Consider the following 19496-nt stretch of genomic DNA (forward strand, 5'->3'; position numbering starts at 1 on the left):
CCGGCGCCCACTATGGCCAGTCAGGACCGGAAACCGGCACATCTGAAGCCGATGAGGCCGTGGAAGATAGATTTCGCTGACAGCGCATTAGCTTCCCAACTGCGGAGAAAATAAATTCGTCCCGATTTTCTTACCGGTTTTCTTTATTGTCCCTTTGCTATACTGCCGGCCAGCCGCCTACCCCGCCCGCCCAGTGAGCCGCCATGCAACCGTCCAACAAGCTCTACACCGACCTCTCCGGTTATTACGATCTGATGTGTGCCGACATCGACTACCCAGAACAAAGCAGCGGCGTGCGCAGGCTTAACCAGTTGTTTGGAAACGGCGGTCACAGCCACCTGGACCTGGCCTGTGGAACCGGCCCCCACATGCGGCACTTCCTCGACTTTGGCTACCAAAGCCAGGGCCTGGACATCAACCAGCCTATGCTGGATAAAGCGAAAATGCGCTGCCCTGAAGCCGAGTTCACCCTGGGCGACATTGGCAGTTTTGCATTTGACCAGCCTTTCGATCTGATCACCTGCTTGCTGTATTCCATTCACTACAGCAGTGACATCGACCGCCTGAAATCCTGCATCACCAGCGTCCATGATGCCCTGCAGGCCAATGGTGTTTTCTGCTTCAATGCGGTGGACAAGAACGAGATCAACAACAACCTGTTCGTAACCCATACCGCAGAGCATCAGGACGGTGCCTTCACATTCAGCTCGGGCTGGGACTACCGTGGCTATGGCGAGCAACAGTCACTCAAACTGTGCATGACAAAAACCACGCACAATGTCAGCGAGACCTGGAAGGACGAGCACCCCATGGTGGCGGTGGGCTTCGACGAGCTTGCACAGCTGCTGGAACCCTGTTTCGAGGTTCATATCTTCGAGCATGACTACGGTAAAATAGAGCCCTGGGATGGGCAGTCCGGCAATGCGCTGTTTGTCTGCGTAAAGACCTAGAGAAAGGTCTCTCAGGTTTTCCCAATACACTTTCAAAGGCCTTACGGCTCATTCGCCTTCCGATGATGCCCCCGATAATCAAAAATCCGCTCCTGCACCTGCCAATAGTGCTTCTGCTTGCGAGCAATCACAAAATCCGGTGCTGACAACAGGGCCTGACTCTCAAGCACCTCATCAACCCTGCTGAACACTTTCGGGGCCTGGCCATTCGCGAGACGACGCCCGAACAGCTTGTTAAACACGTTACGCTGCGCCGGCTTACTGAAATCAAACGACTCGCTGAGTTCCTCCCCATCTTCACTGTGATAGGTGATCCTGAGTATGCTGCCGGTTTTGGAGGCATGGGCACTTAACGTGATCCCGGCGCAACGGATCACCATGGCATCCTTGAGTTTCAGCGCATCTCTTAGCTGATCATCCGGGTCAATGATGGCTTTGTGGCACTGGTGGCAGTTACGGGCCGCGATATCATTCTCGCCACCGCAGTGCGGACATTCCTTGAAACGAAACCGGTAATCGCACTGTTGCGGGCGCCCGCTCTGCTTGGCAGGTTTATCGGCTTCCGCAGGCTCCAGCAGCCCGTGACAGCGGCGCCCATAGTGCTCGATAACACCGCCTTCACCGTCTGTTTTGCCCCAGAAAATATTGGCAAAACCACAGCTCGGACAGAACACCTGCACCGGCTCACTGTCGGGGTTGGGTTTTGGCTCCCCCACCTCCGGATGATGCAGATTTACAGTGTTGCCCGCGTAATCAATCACCAGGCAATCCTGCTTGCCTTCGTCCAGGCGAAGACCACGGCCCACCATCTGCTGATACAGGCTGACCGACTGGGTAGGACGAAGAATGGCAATAAAGTCCACATGGGGCGCATCAAAGCCCGTGGTGAGCACGGAGACATTCACCAGATACTTCAACTGCCGCTGTTTGAAGCGCTGGATCAGCAAGTCCCGATCCTTCAGATCGGTCGCGCCGGTCACCAGGGCGGTTTCGCGCTCCGGCAGATAGCCGGTGATCTCTCGGGCATGATCCACCGTGGCCGCAAAGATCATCACCCCCCGGCGTTCAGCGGCCAGCTCCATCACCTGCTCAATGATGGCACGGGTCACACGCCGATGTTTGCCGAGCAGCTGGTTGACGTCCCTCTCGGCATATTCGCCAAAGCGGTCCTGAGCCAGCGCGGAGAAATCGTATTGCGCCACCGCTGCGTTAACCAGCTCAGGCCGGGTGAGATACCCCCGAGTGATCATGTAGCTCAGCGGCAGTTCATAAATGCAATGCACAAAGGGCTTATCCTGCTCGTCACTCTCACCACTAAAACCGCGAACAAAGCCCCGGTAGTGATAGCGGTAGATCCAGCCCATGGCCAAGCGATAGGGTGTGGCGGTTAGCCCGAGCACCTTGAGGGCGTCATTCTGTTGCCTTAGCAGCTCGATGATCCTTTGATACTGGCTGGTTTCCTCACCGCTGACCCGATGGCACTCATCGATGATGACCAACGAGTATTCATCCCGGAACTGATCCAGATTCGCCGATACCGACTGCACACTGGCAAAGGTCACCTGATGCCGGCTTTCCTTACGTTTCAGCCCGGCCGAGAAGACGCCGCCCGTTAACCCATAGCTCTGGTATTTGGCGTGATTTTGCTCTACGAGCTCTTTTACGTGGGTCAGCACCAGAATCTTGCGCCGGGCGAGACGGGCTAACTCGGCAATGACCAGGCTTTTACCGGCACCGGTTGGCAGCACAATCACGGCAGACTCGTCCGATTGGCGAAAATGCCTCAACGTGGCCTCAACCGCTGCTTGCTGGTAAGGCCGCAGCTTAAAAGGAGCTTTCATTTTTCGGTACTTAATCGTTGTCAGGATGAAAAGTGGGCCATACTAGCAGATGCTGTTGCCGTTACCTCTGAGGCAAAAACAAGTCTGTTCCAGTTTTCGCATCGGCTGGCGCCGCTAACTATTCACACACCGGTGAACTAACTTTGTTTCATCACGGGTCCACTCAGGGCGGAGTTGCTTGTGCGCATCGAGCGAATGGCGGTATACACGGCGAATCTGGAATATACCGGAAAAGCTTATGCCTTTGCTGGCGGCCGCTCCCATCACGGATTCGAGACGACGGTTGTTGTCCTTTCTACAGACACGGGGCTGGAGGGCTATGGTGAGGTGTGCCCCTGTGGCCCCAACTACATGGCGGCTTTTGCCGAGGGCCTTCCTGCCTGCCTATCATTACTGGCACCTGAGGTGCTTGGCCAGGACCCTCGGCAAGTCTCGGTGATTCAGGAGCGTATGAATCAGGCGCTCACCGGCCAGGCTGTAGCCAAGGCGGCCATCGATATTGCCTGCTGGGATCTTTTGGGCAAGGCGTGTGGGCTTCCCGTCTACACACTGCTTGGCGGGCTTCAGTCGCCCTCCATGCCCTTGCATCGGATTGTTCCCCTGGCCGAACCAATGGAAATGGAAGAGTCTCTTCATCATTACCGTGCCGAAGGTTTTCGGCACATTCAGATCAAACTGGGCCATGAGGTGGAAGAGGACATCGACCTGGTTCGCAGGCTTGGCAAACTCAAACAGCCTGATGAACTCTGGATTGGCGATATTAACGCCGCCTGGCGGCGTGATGAGGCACTGCGTTTCTCGAGGGCCATCGAGGATGTGGATATTTACCTTGAGCAACCCTGCCGCAGTTACGAAGAGTGCCTGTCTGTCAGGCGGCACGCCAGGCATCCAGTCAAACTGGATGAAGCTTTCAACACTTTGAACGAGTTGCAGCGTGGCCTTAAAGACGATGCCATGGATGCCATTGCGTTGAAAGTCAGCAAGTTCGGGGGACTGACACCGTCCCGGATCATTCGGGATGTGTGTGCAGACGCGGGCATACCCATGACCATTGAAGACGCCTGGGGTAGTGGCATAGCGACGGCTGCCTATGCGCACCTCGCTGCCAGCACATCCCCCAGAGTATTGCTGAATACCACTGATTTGCACAACTACAACAAAGTGCAGCTTGCCACGGGCGCCCCGGAAGTGGCGAACGGCCGAATGTGGCTCAGTGATCGACCCGGGCTCGGCGTGGTACCAGACTTTACCTTACTTTCCCTGCGGGATGTCTACGAGTAGGTTCAAGCCGTCACTTAACCTCTCTCATCCCTCAATGATGCCCACCCGGTTCATGCACGTGGCCGTGCGCTAGCTCTTCCGGATCGGCGGCGCGAACTTCGATGATGTCGACATCGAAGGTCAGGGTTTTACCGGCCATCGGATGGTTGGTGTCGACATCGGCGAACTTGTGGCCGACCTTGGCGACGACCACGTGGCGCGGGCCCTGCTCGGTTTTCACCTGGGCGACCATGCCCGGCTTCCAGCGTTTGGCACCGGTCAAATGCTTGATCGGCACGCGCTGCACAGCATCGGCCTTGCGCGGACCGTAGGCTTTATCCGGAGTGACGGTGACACTGAAGCTTTCGCCGGCGTCGCGACCTTCCAGGGCTTCCTCCAGGCCCCGGATAATGCCGCCGTGGCCATGCAGGTAGGCGTTCGGCTCGCCGCCACGGGAGTTTTCAACAACGTTGCCCTGGTCATCACGGACACTGTAGTGAAACAAGACCACCTGATTCTTTTCGATTGGCATAGAGTTCTCTGCGACGGTTAAAGGTACGCCATTATAACCAGCTGCGGCGTTGACTCCAGTGGGCACCCCGCCTTCTGCCTGCACGCAAGACCTACGGATCGACAGGCAGGCAGAAGTTATGTCGAAGTATTTTACATTCTCCATACCACGGATATGCCAGGAGTTGCCGAACCCGTCTGAACCTTAATGCTTTGTCTTTTCGTGGCCCGGCAATTGCCTAAAAATTGATCGTCCCGAAGCCAACCGCTTCTCGACTGGTATCATTCAATCAATCATGCGGCCAGGCAGAGCTCGGCCACAGGAGAATAACAATGAAAAAACGGTTGTTGACTCTCTCTTTTTGCCTATCACTGGGTGTACCTGCTGCCTGGGCAACTGACCTGCCCCAGGCTCAAACGACCGAGCGCGAAATGGTCGTCACGGCAAACCCGCTAGCCACGGCAGCCGGCGCGAAGATTCTCAAAAACGGTGGTAACGCGGCAGATGCCATGATTGCGGTACAGACCATGCTCAGCCTGGTGGAGCCCCAGTCAAGCGGGCTCGGTGGCGGAGCGTTTATCGTTTATTACGATGCTGAGACCGGCACCACAACCACTATCGATGCCCGTGAAACCGCGCCAGCGGCGGTTGATGAAACGCTTTTTTTGAATGAGGAAGGCAATGCAATCGGCTTTTTAGAGGCGTGGCAGAGCGGTCTGTCCGCAGGCGTGCCGGGCGTCCCTCGAATGATGGAGTACATGCATCAGCAATATGGCCGGCTCCCCTGGCAGCGCCTGTTCGTACCGGCGATCACCCAGGCTCATAAAGGCTTTTCTCTGACCCAGCGTACCAGCGATCAGGTCGCCGGCCTTCTGGCCCGCAACGCATCCTGTGAGGATCGGTTATTTTTCCGTGACCCCACCGCCTTCAATTACTTTGTTGACAGTGAGACCTGCGAAGCCAAGCCTGCCGGTACACTTATCAAAAACAGGGATTATGCGAACACGCTAAAGCTGCTGGCTCGTGATGGAGCAGATACCTTTTATACCGGCTCTATCGCACAGGACATCGTTAGCGCCGTCCAGACCGACCCTAACATTCCCGGATCAATGAGCCTGGCCGACCTGGCCGATTATCAGGTCATTGAACGGCCGCCGGTGTGCCTCCTTTACCGTGGCAATAACGTCTGCGGCATGGGCCCGCCGTCTTCCGGTGGATTGGCCGTTGGTCAGATCATGGGTGTGCTGGAGAATTTCGATCTGGCAGGCAGAAATCCGCTGGACGAGGAAGTGGTTCATCTTTTTACCCAGGCGATGCGTATCGCCTTCGCCGATCGGAACAAGTATGTTGCAGACAGCGATTTCATCACCGTTCCGGTTGAGGGAATGCTGGACAAGCAATACCTTGAAACCCGCGCTGCGCTGATTGGTGAGAATGACCTTGGTGTAGTGGATCCGGGTACGCCCCCCGGTGTTTTTGATCCCTCTGCTCCGGGCATGGATGAGCCGGGCGCGGGCACCAGCCACGTCTCCATTGTCGATCGATTCGGCAATGCGCTATCCATGACCACGACCATCGAGAGCTCGTTCGGGAATGGCGTAATGGTGGCCGGCCGCGGATTTCTGCTCAACAATCAGTTGACCGATTTCAGCTTCCAGCCCACTTCCAGTGCCGGCGAACTGATTGCCAACCGGGTACAGCCCGGAAAGCGGCCCCGCAGTTCGATGGCTCCGACCATTGTCTTTGATCTGGATGGCCAGGTTTCGCTGGTCACCGGCTCGCCGGGCGGCTTCCGGATCATTGGTTACACCGCCAAGACCATCATGAACGTGTTTGATTTTGGACTTGACCCACAGGAGGCCATCAATGTACCTCATTACCAGAATACCAACAGCGGCAGTTCAAGCTCAGCAACCGTTCTGGAAGCACCCATCCCGGGCGTGACGCTGGACTATGATGTCGCTGCACTTGAGTCCGATCTGGAAGAAGGCAGAGGGCATGCGGTTGGTGTCACGACCCTGAACAGCGGGTTGTCGCTGATACAGGTCACCCCGAGCGGTCTTGTTGGCGGAGCCGACATGCGCCGTGATGGAGCAATTGGAGGGCGCTAGGCTGAGATACGCAAGCCTTGCTTTGAAATCGGGATAGGGGGAGCCGACGCTACCGTGACCTTTGATAAACGGGCAGGTAAACACCCGCTTTTCGAATACCTCGGGGCGTAATGGGTGTCCCGGTTTCCATGCCCATCACATACATTAAGATTATACTCACGGACTAAGCCAGACCCACTCTACTATTGAACTCCAAGCCTCGGGCCTACTACTGTGAGCACCCTCCATCGAAGTGAAAAACGTCAAGCCAAGCCTGTTCGCAAAGGTCTACACCCGCGGAATCTACACAACCAGGGCTATGACTTCCCGGCTCTGGTAAAAAGCCACCCGGCACTAGCCCCCCATGTGAAACCGAACGCTCATGGCGCCCTTTCCATCGATTTCGCAGACCCATTGGCAGTAAAAACTCTCAACGCCGCGTTATTAAACCGATACTACAACATTGTCGATTGGGATATTCTAGAGGGTGCGCTTTGCCCTCCAATCCCGGGCAGAGCCGACTATATCCATTACATGGCGGACCTATTGGGGCTTGGGCTTGAACAGCGCAGTATCAAGCTGCTCGATATAGGGACTGGAGCAAATGGAATCTACCCGCTACTGGCCTGCCAGATTTACGGCTGGCAGTGTGTCGGTAGTGATATTAGTGCCCAGTCACTTGAGAACGTAGCCACGATTATCGCCCACAACCCCATACTCAAAGAACGCTTCACGCTGCGCACGCAGCACGACAAAAACCACATGTTTGAAGGGATCATTCAAGCCGGGGAGTTCTTTGATGTCAGCGTATGCAACCCACCCTTCCATGTCTCGCTTGATGAAGCCCTTAAAGGTAGCCAGCTTAAACTCAATAATCTTGCTCGTAGTCGCGGTGAACAGATAACAAAAACCGACTCCCCCACTCTGAATTTTGGCGGTCTGGGCGCAGAGCTTTGGTGTAAGGGGGGTGAACAGCTGTTTCTGAAAAAGCTGATAAGAGAAAGCCAGGTGTATTCAACCCAATGCCGCTGGTTTACCAGCCTGGTTTCAAAAGCCGACAATGTTAAGCCTGCTCAGAAGCTGATTCGTAAGCTCGGTGCAATTGATGTACGGGAAATCGAGATGAAGCAGGGAAATAAGAGTACGAGGGTATTGGCTTGGACATTCATCTGAAGATCATGTAGCCAGCCACCCACAGCCCGTCATCCGGAGTAAGCTGGTAGCCTCTTGGCGGCGCATAATCCGGCAATCGAGCGGCCGCCGTACCTGGAGCGTTCTCGTCGCACTCAAGGTTGAGGCGGGTTTAGATACGCCGTGGCTGGGTGTAAAGGAGAGGACGTTTTGGTACACATATCAGCTATGGTTTGCGGTGCTTGCTTTTGCGCTCATGCGGGAGAGGCGGTGGCTTAAATGAGGAGCCTACCCGTACTGAGCATGACGACCGGAACACCCATTAGCCAGCCGGAGTCATTGAACCACTACAATAGGCCGCACCCGCAGTTGACTCAGCGCCTTAGCCTTTCTCTTCGGTGAGGGCCTCAATCAGAACTCTGACGCGAGGCGGCACCATTCGGGCGCTCGGATAAACGATGCTGATTGGCAGGGGTGGAGGTTGAAAGGCCTTGAGCACTTCACGCAAACGACCATCAGCAATTGCTGCCGCCGCCATGCCACGATTGCGAGGAAGTCGTGCTCTGTCTGGGAGGCCGGGGCGAGCTCAGAATCGATAATCGGGAAGCCTATCCATTTGGTCCGGACTCCACGGTCATTATTCCTCGCAACGCGCTGCACCAGATTTTCAGCGTGGGCACTGAGGATCTGCAGTTTATTGCAATATTCAGTGCCACACCGGTGGAGGCTTACTTTCCGGATGGTGGTTATATTGAGTTGCCCTGGGCGTCATGACTCTGCCTCGTTGACAGGACGACACAGGAACACCCTCGTATTCAATAACTACGGGGGTGATCCCAAGGTTTCTGGTTAGGTCTAGAAATTAGGTCTGTCCCGGTTTCCTCTAAAACCCGCTACGCCACTGCGTTTGAAATCGACCCCCGCTGGCTGGTGGAAGCCGCCGAAGGTGTGCAATATTGACGAGCCGGATTGCGAAGCCTGCCAGTAACCCGCAAGCCGCACCCACAAGTCGGCGTAGGTCGGATTACGCTGCGCTACGAAAATCACCATGACCAGATTTCAGAGGTAAAAATGCTCAACTGGAACGACGAACCAAACACCCAGGCCACTTCCCAAGGCCTGGCCTACCTGACCACCTTCGACCAGACCGGGGCACAACTGGAGTGGTAGCCGGTCCGTCGCCGGCCAGGATGGTATGAAGTTGATTGAAGGGAGCCTGTGTCCGCTGACGCCGTTGCGCTTTTTCTGTGACGAAATGTTGATCAACGTGGCGCAGTGGCTGCGGGTTGCCGGTTACGACACCACCTTGCCCGCCCCGGGCTCGCCAGACGGGCAACTGGTCGACCGCTCCCGCGCGGAGCAGCGATGGCTGGTTACCGCGGATGCGGACCTGCTGGAGTTTGTCTGTGCGCCGTTCTACGTGCTGTATCTGTCGGGTGGGGATGACGAGGCCCGGCTGAAGGAGCTGACTCTCCGGCTGGACCTGGATTGGTGCCTGGCCCCGTTCAGCCGCTGTAAAAACTGCAACACCCCACTGCACACAGCCAGCGAGCGGGAGAAACAGCTCTTTCGCCCGCGGGTGCGTGGGGTGAGTAATGATGCGGTAAGGGCGTGTGCCACCTGTCGCCAGCTTTACTGGGAGGGAAGCCATGTTAGGCGTATGCGCCGCAGGCTGGAAGCGATGAACGTCTGGCGGGACGCTTTGCGCCCACCGCATTGATGCTGGTAATCGGTATTGCCGCGTTGTTTGGGCCTATACTGAAATGCCAAACAGCGGAGAAAGCCTGATGGAGCTTGGATCTAAAACACTCACCATGACCATTTTGATGACACCCGACATGGCGAACTTTGCCGGGAATGTACATGGCGGTACCTTGCTAAAGTGCCTTGATGAAGTGGCCTACGCTTGCGCCAGCCGTTATGCAGGTACCTATGTGGTCACGCTGTCTGTGGACCAGGTGATGTTCCGCCAACCCGTTCATGTGGGTGAGCTGGTCACCTTTCTGGCCAGTGTGAATTACACCGGGCGCACCTCCATGGAGGTGGGCATTAAAGTGATTACGGAAAACATCCGGGAAAAGGTGGTCAGACACACCAACAGCTGTTTTTTCACCATGGTGGCGATTGATGAAAATGGCAAAGCGATGGAGGTTCCGAAACTGGAGCCGGAAACCAGTGAACAGATCAGGCGCTTTGCCAATGGTCAGGAACGACGGGCAATCCGGATTGAGCTGGCTGAGCGCTATAAGGCACTTCATCGGGCCCGCACGGAATAGCGCGGGTGCGCGTGGGGCGTCGTTGAGCTTCAAAGGCAGATGACTGCCGGGAGCTTGGTGCGGTCTATTGACTCCGGCTGGCTAATGGGCGTCCCGATTTCCACTAAAACCATAACCACAAACAAGCAATCCCGAAAAGAAGCACTGCAAAATGGACAGCCAGGTTCTTATGGGTAGTTGGAGCGGGCTTTCTGGCGAAACTGAAGTAATCCTCACCAAACAGCCCAACGCCGCAGCCCTTACAGTAGTTTTTTGAGTAAGAAACCCGCAGCGCAGATGGCTCAAACTTTTTCCGACAGCTGTAACAACTAGGCTTAAACATTTCGGGCTCCGGGCAAAACGATGTCTTGATCAAACCTACCGAATACCCTTCGATTGCAGCCACTGGCTGATCTGCGCCTGGTTCATGGCACCGCTCTGGCGGGCCACTTCCCGGCCATTCTGAAACAGTATCAGTGTCGGTATGCTTCGAATGCCAAACTGGCCGGCCGGCCCGGGCGATTGTTCGGTATTCAGCTTGGCAAAGCGCACTTTACCCCGCCAGGCTTTCGCAGCCTGCTCGAACTGAGGCGCCATTGCTTTGCAGGGGCCGCACCAGCTGGCCCAGAAATCCACCAGTACCGGCACATCACTGCGCCCTGTATGGGCATCAAAGCTCTGATCCCCCAGCTCCAGCACCTGATCCGGCCACAGCGGCTGTTTGCAGGCACCGCAATTACCGCCGGATGACAGCTTATCGGGTGGCACGCGATTCACTTTGTGGCAATGGACACACACCAGGTGTCGAATATCGGTCATTATCAAACTGCCTCTGATTGTTTACTGGTTTGAACAATCAGGGCAATTTAAGAGAAATCAAGTGAATAGAGCGATTTTCATACTCATCACAACCAGGGCTATGACTTCCCGGCTCTGGTAAAAAGCCACCCGGCACTAGCCCCCCATGTAAAACCGAACGCTCATGGCAACCTTTCCATCGATTTCGCAGACCCATTGGCAGTAAAAACTCTCAACGCCGCATCTATTGGGCTGATTTTGTAACGCCCCTCCCAAAGCGAACCACTGCATTTTTCAAGAGCATTGACGAAGCGGGTTTGGCGACCGGCTAAACGTTTCATCAACTGTGGAATGGCAGTCATGTTATCGTTGGCCTGAACAACCAAATGAACGTGATTGGTCATCAAGCAATAGCTGTAAACCTCAACGTCAAAAACCTCTTTCCACTCCTGCAGGTTCGCCAGGTAATACTCAAAGTCACGGCGCTCGACAAAAACCGGTTGGCGGTTATGGCCGCGCTGGACAATGTGGTGGGGAAAACCGGACACGCGGCAGTATGCTACCCGGTTACAACTGGCCCAACAGTATTTCGGCGCTACCGTATGACGTCCCGCAGGGACCGCTCAATCTGACCACCACAGTAGGCCTTACCCAACTCCTTTCGCTGGTCCTCAAGAAAAGGTCTGATCGACGGACGGTCTTCCACTCGCTGGCAGAGACCCGCCACCCGGGGGGCGTTGTGTTCCAGATCTGCGGCGAGTTCCGGAAAGCTGTGGACGAGGGTGCCAAACAATGCAGCAGTTGCAATATCGGCCACTGTGAGCCTGGAGCCCAGCAGATAGTCCGCGTCCGGTTCGAGGAGATGCGCCTGGCCGGTTTTTTCGAAAATGGCCATCCAGTCGGCCAGGCGATGGGTCCGGAATTCGGCCCATGAATCCTGATCCCACATCACTGTGCCATTGTAGTTGGTGATTTCCATGAGAATATCATTGCAGTCCAGAATCACCTTCAGAGCGAGGGTGTGTTGCTCAGGCTCGTCGGGAAGAAAATGGTAGGCCTTCGCCAGATGCATGAGAATCGCCGGCATCTGGGCGAACCAGACCTGGGCTCTGCAGTCGTAAAGATAGGGTGGTGCCATGCCGGGGTACTGGATGTTCAGGTTCTTGTCAGGGTAGACCTCGCTGGCATCCAGCTTCCGATAATCCGCCCGAACCTCCTCCAGAAAAAGCTGAATAAAATTACCGCGAAAGGGCAAGCCCCAGTAATAGAGTTCGTAGTCTTGCATTGTGACTCCCTCACACTGACAGTTGAGAAGATAACTGCTGTCTGGAAGTGTAGCGCACAGGAAAAGACCTGATTCGAAAGCCAGGTCTATTCAACCCAATGCCGCTGGTTTACCAGCCTGGTTTCAAAAGCCGACAATGTTAAGCCTGCAAAGAAGTTGATTGATCGGAGCAGTCGATATACGGGAAATAGAGACGAACCAGGGAAACAAGATTACGAGGGTATTGGCCTGGACATTTATCTGAGTCGCGACCGGGAACGGGCGGGCTCAACCGGTCTGGACGAACCGGGCCACACCAATGAGGACTTTGAGATGAGTGACAACCTCATGATCGAAAGCGGAATCAGCGATTCCGAATCGGAAATGTGGTGCTGGAATACACGGGCCTTTGCCACCCCTGCAGCAAAATGGAGACATCGCTCGGGGCCGGCGGTTACAACGCCATGCGCGGACATTGGGGTATTACTGCGCGGGTGGTTGAAGAGGGTGACATTGCCTGTGGGGACGAAGTTCAGGCCTGTCTATGAATTGGCGAATTCTCCGAGTCACCTCTGATCCCTCAACCTGGGTCAGCTGCGGGACAAGCCGTGGTAAAGTTCCAGATTCGAGACATTAAAAAGGACAACTCAGGAAAGATGAATAGTAATTACAAGATTGCGCTCCTGATCGACTGCGACAACGTCAGCCATCAATCGATTGAAGGCGTTCTGCAGGAACTGGCCAAGTATGGCGCCGTGAACGTACGCCATGCCCATGGAAACTGGAATGGCCCCCAGCTGGGTGGCTGGATTGAAAAGCTGCACGCGAATGCCATTCGGCCAGTTCAGCAGTTTGCCTACACGTCCGGCAAAAACGCTACTGACGCTTCTATGATCATTGATGCCATGGACTTGCTATACAGCAAAAACGTGGACGCCTTTGCACTAATGACTAGCGACTCTGACTTCACCCCGCTCGTTATGCGAATTCTTGAGGCTGGCCTACCGGTGTTTGGATTTGGCGAGCGAAAAACCCCCATGCCATTCGTCAACGCTTGTTCTCAATTCATCTACACAGAGAACCTGCGGGAGGACCTCGAGCAACAGGAAGACACCGTCGATGGTGGCAGCCAGAAGCCAACCGGAGAAATCAAATGGGGTCGCAACCAGCTGCGGGGAGACACGGTTCTGGTTCGAACTCTGCGGACTGCGGTGGAACAAACCGCTGATGATGATGGTTGGGCGCATCTCGGCCGGGTTGGCCAGTACATTTCCAACAACAGCTCCTTCTCCCCTGTGAACTACGGGTATAAAAAGCTGAGTGACCTCATCCGGGCCAGTGAGTTATTCGAGATCAGCATTCGGGACAAGAACGTTGTGTACATCAAGAGTCCCTAGAAAGTAGGTCTGCCCCGGTTTTCAAGCTGCGTAAGAAGCCCCGTCGTCCTGGCTGCCTTGCAAAGTCCAGGTCATCCCTAAAGCGCGACCCGCCTTGACAAGCGTTGTGATTGTGACACCCGTGTCCTTGTCATCAAGAAGCCGATTAACCACCGTACGGCTGGTATGCATCTTCTGGGCAAGCTGGGACTTGTTAACACCGGTATGTCCCATTGCCTGCTGAATCTGCCAAACGATTACCCGCTTCAGCGCCTCGGCTTCTACCTGATCAAGCGTGCCGTCGGATTCGAACAGGTCATCGAGAAGGCTGCCAACGTGTTTATGCTGTGTCATTTTCTCGCTCCTTTTCAGACAAGACTCTTCTTTCGATCTCTCGCCTTCGCCAACTCTTGATCCGGTGTTTTCTGAGTCTTTTTGATAAAACCATTGAGCAATACCATATCACCGTGAAACATCGTGAATATGACTCGTGCAATCCGGCTGTATGAGAGATCACTGCGCCTCCCACAAGTCTGAATCAGCTTTCCCCGTGTCTTGACTCGGAATGGCTAATGGGTGTCCCGGTTTTCAGGCGATGAGTTGATTGCCCGTCAGGGTCTGTACGCCCAGCTGGACGGAGACCGGCAGGCTTGAGACAAGCACGTAACGATTGTTTACATTTTACGCTGATCCCGGAGAGTTGCGGCACGTAATTCTGCGTTAACTACATATTAAAGAAGAAACCAATAGTGCCGATAAACGTGATTGTGCACGACCGCCCCACCGGCAGCCGATACGCCCGAGGTAACCCCCCAATGAATGATTCCAGCGATGTTGCTACGGCAGAACGTCTTCGCACGGACTGGCAGGTATTGTTGATTCTGCTTGCACACATACCGATTGTGGCCCTGCTGGTGCCGATCGGTTTCGACACGCATTCGTTCGCTGTCTCGGCGTCTCTGTTACTCGGTGTTCTGCTTGGAACCGGCTACGGCCTGCTTCGCGGCAGCCGTGCCCTATCGGCTGTGTTCGCTGCCGTCATGATGCTGTTTTCCGCCACGATGATTCAGGCCCAAATGGGCCGGATCGAGATGCACTTCCATATCTTTGCCGCCATGGCCCTGCTGATCATCTACCGTGACTGGCTGCCGGTTGTAACCGCCGCTGTTGTCATCGCGGTTCACCACCTGGCCTTCACGGGCTTGCAGATGTCGTCTGTCAGTTTCGGTAATACGCCAGTAGCCGTTTTCAACCATGATGCAAGCTGGTCCGTAGCAATGGTGCATGCGGCCTTCGTAGTGTTCGAAGCGGGTATTCTAGTGTTCTTCGCCATCCGCATGGGGCAGGAACGCAAACAGTCAATGCAGATTATTGAGGTGGTCAGGAACTTCGATATACAGAAGGATCTGACCGGACGCATAGAGGACACCGGTAATGACATCACAGCAGCGTCATTCAACAGCATGATGGCAAGGTTTGAAGCCTTGATTGCCATGGTGAGGGACCTGTCTGGCCGCCTCAGTGACAATGCGCGTAGTCTTCAGGAAGTCAGCGTTCAGTCCGCAAATATTGTCAACGACCAGCAGCTGCAAACCGATCAGGCCGCGACGGCAATGAACCAGATGGCGGCCACTATCCAGGAAGTGGCCCGGAACGCCCAGGCCGCCTCCGAGTCTGCTGTACAGGCTTCAGAGGCCTCGTTAGCCGGCACCGACAATGTGAGCGAAGCCGTAAAACTGACAGAGTCTACCAACACTGCGCTGGAAGACTCTGCCCGCATGGTTCAGGAGCTGTTGGACAAGGTTCACTCCATCGCTACGGTGATTGGTTCGATCAGTGAGATATCGGATCAAACCAACCTTCTGGCACTGAACGCGGCCATTGAAGCTGCCCGGGCTGGTGAGCATGGGCGGGGGTTTGCAGTAGTGGCCGATGAGGTGCGGAACCTGTCCCGGCGTACGCAGGCATTTACTGATGATATCCGCACCACTATTGGTGAACTGACCGGCGTTTCAGAGGGCAGCCTTGCGGCCATCGAGATCGGCCAGACTCGTTCCCGGGAGACCACCCATGCTATTCATAAGGTTGGAGATGCGCTGGCACTGATAGAAAGGGCGATCGCAGAAGTCAGCGAGATGAACCAGCAAATCGCTGCGGCTTCTGAACAGCAAGCTACGGTATCCTCTGAAATCAATGAGAACATTCAGCGTGTGGCAGGCCAGAGTAACGACGTAGTTTCAGAAGTAGGCAAGGCGGGAAACATGGCGGAAGAGCTGGAGTCAGTGGTCGCTGAGGTCAATGCTCTGGTCAGCGAGTATCGGACATCCTGATGTCTTTTTCGCGGCGGTATTCACCGCCGCAATACCGAACATTGACAGAACCGCAGTTGAAGTCTGGTCAATCAGTACCGTAGTTATAGGTGACTTCCATCGCCAGAGTCTTTGGGTCAGTGTATTACCCTGGCCTGTCTGGGCATAAGCATCTCCTTGCTTGCGGGACACAGAATCCATGCTGTGCGTTCGAAGACAATGGTAGCCGAGTTGATGGGCGCTTTGTACCGACAACTCAGCTTCAGACAGATTCAATCAGGGAGTATCTCCAAAAATAAATCTCGTCTCGGTTTTCTTCAGCGGTGATGCAGACTTATACGATGTTCTGAAAGCGCATAGTCGATCGCCGCACACACTGCGGCAACCTGAGCGGCATTGCATTGCTCGGGGGTCACTCGGTCGCTGTCTGGGTAGACCTCGGTGGTGGTCCTGTAGCGGGCGTTGGTCATGCTGGTGCAAAGGCCAAGCTGCGCCAGCGGATACTGAATAACGCCCCGAGCGGTCGCCGGTGAGCCGAGGATCTCGCCGTTGTCGTCCGCCGGCGCAATATGGGTGATCTTTTCCACCGCCTTGATCAACGCCTGCTGGAATTCAGGCTGCGGGCTCTCGGCGTCATCCACCAGGTAGAAACCGTCCGGTATGCTACCCGGCTCAAACGGTTTGCCATCACGGGCCGCAAGCGCTGGGCGGAACTCGGTTTCGTCGGTATCAGTAGTCTCGTGCAGGTCGATGTGCAGCAGTATTGGCTCACCAATGGACGCCACCAGTTGCATCAGCGCCGCTGACTCCCCGGCCTGGCCGTCATCACGAAACGAGCGGTTTGGATCAATCGCGTTCGCGTTCCAGCGATGGATGCGTTCGTAAGCCCAGGGGCTGACGCAAGGCGCGACCAGCAGGTTTACAAGACCCGCATAATCCGGTGCATGTTGTTCAACGAACTGCAGCGCACCATGGACACCGCTTGTTTCATAGCCGTGTACCCCGCCCGTTATCAGCACCACCGGCCGATCGGCACGCCAGTTGCGGCTGCGGATCGCGATCAGCGGATAAACGTCCGGGCCGTATTCCAGACGGCCATACTCTTGCACGTCGAAGCGCGAACGCAGACGCTCAACCACGCTCAGTACATCGGATTCGTAACTGCGTTGACGGGTCTGGCGTGACAGCCACTCAGCACGTTCCGCGTCGCCCCAGGGAGTGCCGGGCGTACCGACTGGATAGGCCGCTGAAGCGGTATTCATATCGCTTGTCTCCATCAGTCACTCGCGCGCATCTCGCGCATGCGCATCGGCATGGCATCGACCCGGCGGAAAATCCCGTTGAGGTTGAGGCTGGCTTCGCGGCTCTTGATGCCGCCGTCTTTTCCAATCAGCAGCACCCGACCCTCAGAGCGGGCCTTGTCGAGCAGCTCTGTCACATCCCTTTCACTGATTTACGCATGTATAACAAAAACCGGTGCAAATACTGCCTTATCGATAGGATTCCATTTATCGTATGGCTAACCTCATTTCCTTCATTTATCAGCGGCGAGTCTATTATTAAAAGTGCTTTTCGTTCAGGTGGCGTCATCGCCTTAAACTCATTCCGCCTCTCCGGCTGGCTAATGGGTGTCCCGGTCTTTTGTTTCAGGCCGATCAAGTCCCCGCGGCCTGTTCCTCCGCGGCGTCTATTTTCTCAATGGCCTGCCGGAGGACCTTTTCGGACTCTCCATGCTTGCCCGCCTTGTGAAGCGACTCGCCCTTCGCTCGGAGCTCCTCAACTTCAGCCCTTGTGCCTGCATCCAAATCTGCTGACTCCATCTGAGAGTCGACCTGCTTCATCAGAGTGGGACACTGGCCACTGAGAACCGGTGCGGAAAAAAGCAGCGTTGCCAGTAAAACAAAAAGATAGCGCATGATTGTTCTCCCTTTATTTCATCCATCCATTCAAAAGCATAGTCGATCCAAAGGAAAAGCGAGAAGTAATCGTCCAATGATGCCCACCCAACCCGTGCGCGTGGCCAGGCAGATCAGCGTTGCTATAGTGAAAAAGGAAATGACACCAGAGAAGCGTTCCGGGTTGCCCGATTAAACGGGCATTAGTACTCGACGGCCTGATCAGGCCCGCTATCGCGAAAATAAATCTGAAGATCATGTGGCCAGCCTCCCATAGTCCGTCATCGGGAGTAGGCTGGTAGTTGGCAAAACAAACTCTTTGCCTGATGACGACTTGAGTGCGTGGAGCAACCTGAAAACCGGGATGGTTCAACCAGAAATCTGAATGAGTCTCCAGGCACTCTCCCGAGCACGCTGAGTGTCTGATGCGCCCTGGCCGTAAACCACTCTGAGACTGGCACCGCGAGAGCGGCTAACCATCTATCTGTAACACTTGGACACGGTCAGGCACCGATGATTTTTTGGGGCGAAAGCCAGGGGATAGCTCGGTGAGCTATCCTTGGTCCTGATGGGTGTCTGGTGCGGATCAGTCCGTAACCAAAGTTGAAATAGCGGGTGTGCATCTGAGGGAACCAAAAACCGCAACAAAAAAGCGGTCAGGTCTTTTATTGTGCCTTGACTACGGCTGGCTAATGGGTGTCCCGGTTTTCCCATATAACGAGTTCCAGAACACATGGCAACAGCTGTGCTCAACGAGCTACAGGCTTTACCGGGTTGCCCTAGCGTTCTTCTGAGCCATGCAAGAACCAATTGCCGTCTTCATCGAGACATATTTGCAGCTCAGTCTGCTTGAACAGTTTGTTCGCCTCACGGCTTCTGAGCGCCACAAGTCGACAATCCATCGAGTCAATCAGCATATGGGAAAGTAGCTCGTACTGTAGGGAAATCGTAGGCTCTTCAGTCACGAAGGTCTGAACATCGCCTATTTGGGCGATGGACAAAAAATCTTGCATACGTTTTGTGAGTTCTGTTATGTCGCTTTCAGACAGCTGAGCGTTAGAGGGCAAGAGAACATCGGTCACATTTCCCAGCAGTTTTACCGGGGCTTTAAAGATGCCTGTAATCATCCCTGTGAAAACGTTCTCTCCAGCCTCCGAGGCGATTTCATCGGCCTCCAGCACAATTCGCTCGACCCGATTAAGCGTAGGGGGGATAGTCTCGCGAATCCGTCGACTCTCATCCAGGACTTGAGGAACCAGTGCCCGGTACGCTTCCAGTTCAGCGAGCATTCCCGGAACCTGTTTGCGAAAGAGCGCAGCCTCAGCTCGAATCTGCTCCGACTCTTTCCTCATCAACTCCGTTTGTTCAAGAATGGCTGGCAGGCTTTGCCTGATGGCGGCAGACTCCTCCAGTATTCGCGGGACCACCGAGCGAACCGCTTCCACCTCTGCAACAACCTCCGTTGCCGTGCCTCGGAGTTGCTCGGACTCATCAAGAAACTCCGGGGTCAAGTCAAGGACTGGGCCGAGTTTTTCAGCAATCCCCTCCGACGTCGTTACAATCACCTCAACCCGAGCAGCGGTTTTGAGCAAGGCATAGCCAAGGTAGAAAATGGACGCGGCTAACAACGCGACGCAAACCGAATGGAAGCCTTTCAGGATCGTCTTCACGGGCCGCTCCCCTATGGTTCCTCGCTTCGCAGCGGGATCAAAAAAGACTAGCTCAATGCCTAAGACTCTTGCATGGATCAGGTGGGCTTATCAATAGCGCGCTAGCTGGACACCCACCCCTAAATGCTTATTATGCGTGGCGTCTG

Annotated in this window: 23 protein-coding genes and 1 pseudogene; 12 read left to right on the forward strand and 12 right to left on the reverse strand. The window is 55.1% G+C overall.

What is annotated here, in order from left to right; translation table 11 throughout:
• The first annotated feature begins 203 nt into the window (after nucleotides 1-203).
• Entirely contained in the window at nucleotides 204-950 is a 747-nt protein-coding gene (locus F6Y09_RS00845) for a class I SAM-dependent DNA methyltransferase (protein ID WP_152205044.1), read from the forward strand.
• Nucleotides 951-991: 41 nt separating this feature from the next.
• On the opposite strand, the gene radD is transcribed toward F6Y09_RS00845, so the two are convergent.
• On the reverse strand, nucleotides 992-2791 hold the full coding sequence (gene radD / locus F6Y09_RS00850) for a DNA repair helicase RadD (protein WP_152205045.1): 1800 nt from the start codon (nucleotides 2789-2791) through the stop codon (nucleotides 992-994).
• 180 nt (nucleotides 2792-2971) lie between these two features.
• On the opposite strand from radD, the gene F6Y09_RS00855 reads away from it, so the two are divergent.
• On the forward strand, nucleotides 2972-4072 hold the full coding sequence (locus F6Y09_RS00855) for a mandelate racemase/muconate lactonizing enzyme family protein (RefSeq protein WP_152205046.1): 1101 nt from the start codon (nucleotides 2972-2974) through the stop codon (nucleotides 4070-4072).
• Between the two features lie 31 nt (nucleotides 4073-4103).
• Here F6Y09_RS00855 and F6Y09_RS00860 read toward each other — a convergent pair whose 3' ends face one another.
• The gene (locus tag F6Y09_RS00860; RefSeq protein WP_152205047.1) at nucleotides 4104-4583 is read right to left on the reverse strand and encodes an FKBP-type peptidyl-prolyl cis-trans isomerase; all 480 of its coding nucleotides are present in this window, start codon (nucleotides 4581-4583) and stop codon (nucleotides 4104-4106) included.
• A gap of 311 nt (nucleotides 4584-4894) precedes the next feature.
• On the opposite strand from F6Y09_RS00860, the gene ggt reads away from it, so the two are divergent.
• Nucleotides 4895-6673 carry a gamma-glutamyltransferase gene (gene ggt / locus F6Y09_RS00865; protein ID WP_152205048.1) on the forward strand — a complete coding sequence of 593 codons (1779 nt, stop codon included), beginning with the start codon at nucleotides 4895-4897 and terminating at the stop codon, nucleotides 6671-6673.
• Between the two features lie 213 nt (nucleotides 6674-6886).
• Nucleotides 6887-7825 carry a 23S rRNA (adenine(1618)-N(6))-methyltransferase RlmF gene (gene rlmF / locus F6Y09_RS00870; RefSeq protein WP_152205049.1) on the forward strand — a complete coding sequence of 313 codons (939 nt, stop codon included), beginning with the start codon at nucleotides 6887-6889 and terminating at the stop codon, nucleotides 7823-7825.
• A gap of 340 nt (nucleotides 7826-8165) precedes the next feature.
• On the opposite strand, the gene F6Y09_RS00875 is transcribed toward rlmF, so the two are convergent.
• Complete coding sequence (locus tag F6Y09_RS00875) at nucleotides 8166-8321, reverse strand: LysR substrate-binding domain-containing protein (protein WP_152205050.1); 156 nt, start codon at nucleotides 8319-8321, stop codon at nucleotides 8166-8168.
• A gap of 20 nt (nucleotides 8322-8341) precedes the next feature.
• Here F6Y09_RS00875 and F6Y09_RS00880 point away from each other — a divergent pair, with 20 nt between their 5' ends.
• The 4 genes from F6Y09_RS00880 (at nucleotide 8342) to F6Y09_RS00895 (ending at nucleotide 10059) form a co-directional block, all read left to right on the forward strand.
• Nucleotides 8342-8557 carry a cupin domain-containing protein gene (locus F6Y09_RS00880; RefSeq protein ID WP_179959310.1) on the forward strand — a complete coding sequence of 72 codons (216 nt, stop codon included), beginning with the start codon at nucleotides 8342-8344 and terminating at the stop codon, nucleotides 8555-8557.
• Nucleotides 8558-8752: 195 nt separating this feature from the next.
• Nucleotides 8753-8953, forward strand: coding sequence for a hypothetical protein (locus tag F6Y09_RS00885; protein ID WP_152205052.1), 201 nt, complete (start codon nucleotides 8753-8755; stop codon nucleotides 8951-8953).
• Nucleotides 8954-8978: 25 nt separating this feature from the next.
• Nucleotides 8979-9503: a Mut7-C RNAse domain-containing protein gene (locus F6Y09_RS00890; RefSeq protein WP_152205053.1), complete on the forward strand. Its 525-nt coding sequence runs from the start codon at nucleotides 8979-8981 to the stop codon at nucleotides 9501-9503.
• 67 nt (nucleotides 9504-9570) lie between these two features.
• Nucleotides 9571-10059 carry an acyl-CoA thioesterase gene (locus tag F6Y09_RS00895; RefSeq protein ID WP_152205054.1) on the forward strand — a complete coding sequence of 163 codons (489 nt, stop codon included), beginning with the start codon at nucleotides 9571-9573 and terminating at the stop codon, nucleotides 10057-10059.
• A gap of 357 nt (nucleotides 10060-10416) precedes the next feature.
• Here the strand turns inward: F6Y09_RS00895 and trxC are convergent, their stop codons facing one another.
• Entirely contained in the window at nucleotides 10417-10857 is a 441-nt protein-coding gene (gene trxC / locus F6Y09_RS00905; RefSeq protein ID WP_152205055.1) for a thioredoxin TrxC, read from the reverse strand.
• A gap of 87 nt (nucleotides 10858-10944) precedes the next feature.
• Here trxC and F6Y09_RS00910 point away from each other — a divergent pair.
• Nucleotides 10945-11079: pseudogene (locus F6Y09_RS00910) on the forward strand (RlmF-related methyltransferase); the annotation flags it as partial.
• Here the strand turns inward: F6Y09_RS00910 and F6Y09_RS00915 are convergent.
• Both F6Y09_RS00915 and F6Y09_RS00920 read right to left on the reverse strand, forming a co-directional pair.
• Nucleotides 11019-11384, reverse strand: coding sequence for a transposase (locus F6Y09_RS00915; RefSeq protein WP_425481794.1), 366 nt, complete (start codon nucleotides 11382-11384; stop codon nucleotides 11019-11021). The pseudogene F6Y09_RS00910 and the gene F6Y09_RS00915 overlap by 61 nt on opposite strands.
• A gap of 47 nt (nucleotides 11385-11431) precedes the next feature.
• Nucleotides 11432-12121 carry a glutathione S-transferase gene (locus F6Y09_RS00920; protein WP_152205056.1) on the reverse strand — a complete coding sequence of 230 codons (690 nt, stop codon included), beginning with the start codon at nucleotides 12119-12121 and terminating at the stop codon, nucleotides 11432-11434.
• A 368-nt stretch (nucleotides 12122-12489) separates the two neighbouring features.
• Here F6Y09_RS00920 and F6Y09_RS00930 point away from each other — a divergent pair, with 368 nt between their 5' ends.
• Together F6Y09_RS00930 and F6Y09_RS00935 are read left to right on the forward strand one after the other, a co-directional pair.
• On the forward strand, nucleotides 12490-12648 hold the full coding sequence (locus F6Y09_RS00930; protein WP_343031053.1) for an MOSC domain-containing protein: 159 nt from the start codon (nucleotides 12490-12492) through the stop codon (nucleotides 12646-12648).
• A 108-nt stretch (nucleotides 12649-12756) separates the two neighbouring features.
• Complete coding sequence (locus F6Y09_RS00935) at nucleotides 12757-13497, forward strand: NYN domain-containing protein (RefSeq protein WP_152205057.1); 741 nt, start codon at nucleotides 12757-12759, stop codon at nucleotides 13495-13497.
• Between the two features lie 21 nt (nucleotides 13498-13518).
• Here F6Y09_RS00935 and F6Y09_RS00940 read toward each other — a convergent pair whose 3' ends face one another.
• Nucleotides 13519-13830, reverse strand: a complete 312-nt coding sequence (locus F6Y09_RS00940) for a helix-turn-helix domain-containing protein (RefSeq protein ID WP_152205058.1) — start codon at nucleotides 13828-13830, stop codon at nucleotides 13519-13521.
• Nucleotides 13831-13844: 14 nt separating this feature from the next.
• Nucleotides 13845-13952, reverse strand: coding sequence for a type II toxin-antitoxin system RelE/ParE family toxin (locus F6Y09_RS20420; RefSeq protein ID WP_343031054.1), 108 nt, complete (start codon nucleotides 13950-13952; stop codon nucleotides 13845-13847).
• A gap of 339 nt (nucleotides 13953-14291) precedes the next feature.
• Here F6Y09_RS20420 and F6Y09_RS00950 point away from each other — a divergent pair, with 339 nt between their 5' ends.
• On the forward strand, nucleotides 14292-15806 hold the full coding sequence (locus F6Y09_RS00950) for a methyl-accepting chemotaxis protein (RefSeq protein WP_152205059.1): 1515 nt from the start codon (nucleotides 14292-14294) through the stop codon (nucleotides 15804-15806).
• 296 nt (nucleotides 15807-16102) lie between these two features.
• Here F6Y09_RS00950 and F6Y09_RS00955 read toward each other — a convergent pair whose 3' ends face one another.
• The 4 genes from F6Y09_RS00955 to F6Y09_RS00970 form a co-directional block, all read right to left on the reverse strand.
• On the reverse strand, nucleotides 16103-17047 hold the full coding sequence (locus tag F6Y09_RS00955) for a M14 family metallopeptidase (RefSeq protein WP_152205060.1): 945 nt from the start codon (nucleotides 17045-17047) through the stop codon (nucleotides 16103-16105).
• Between the two features lie 14 nt (nucleotides 17048-17061).
• Entirely contained in the window at nucleotides 17062-17223 is a 162-nt protein-coding gene (locus tag F6Y09_RS00960) for a DUF4174 domain-containing protein (RefSeq protein ID WP_246180249.1), read from the reverse strand.
• Nucleotides 17224-17440: 217 nt separating this feature from the next.
• Nucleotides 17441-17701, reverse strand: a complete 261-nt coding sequence (locus F6Y09_RS00965; RefSeq protein WP_152205061.1) for a hypothetical protein — start codon at nucleotides 17699-17701, stop codon at nucleotides 17441-17443.
• Nucleotides 17702-18459: 758 nt separating this feature from the next.
• Nucleotides 18460-19350, reverse strand: a complete 891-nt coding sequence (locus F6Y09_RS00970; protein ID WP_152205062.1) for a hypothetical protein — start codon at nucleotides 19348-19350, stop codon at nucleotides 18460-18462.
• Nucleotides 19351-19496 lie beyond the last annotated feature (146 nt).

It is taken from the genome of Marinobacter changyiensis, from assembly GCF_009193265.1.
Classification (GTDB): domain Bacteria; phylum Pseudomonadota; class Gammaproteobacteria; order Pseudomonadales; family Oleiphilaceae; genus Marinobacter; species Marinobacter changyiensis.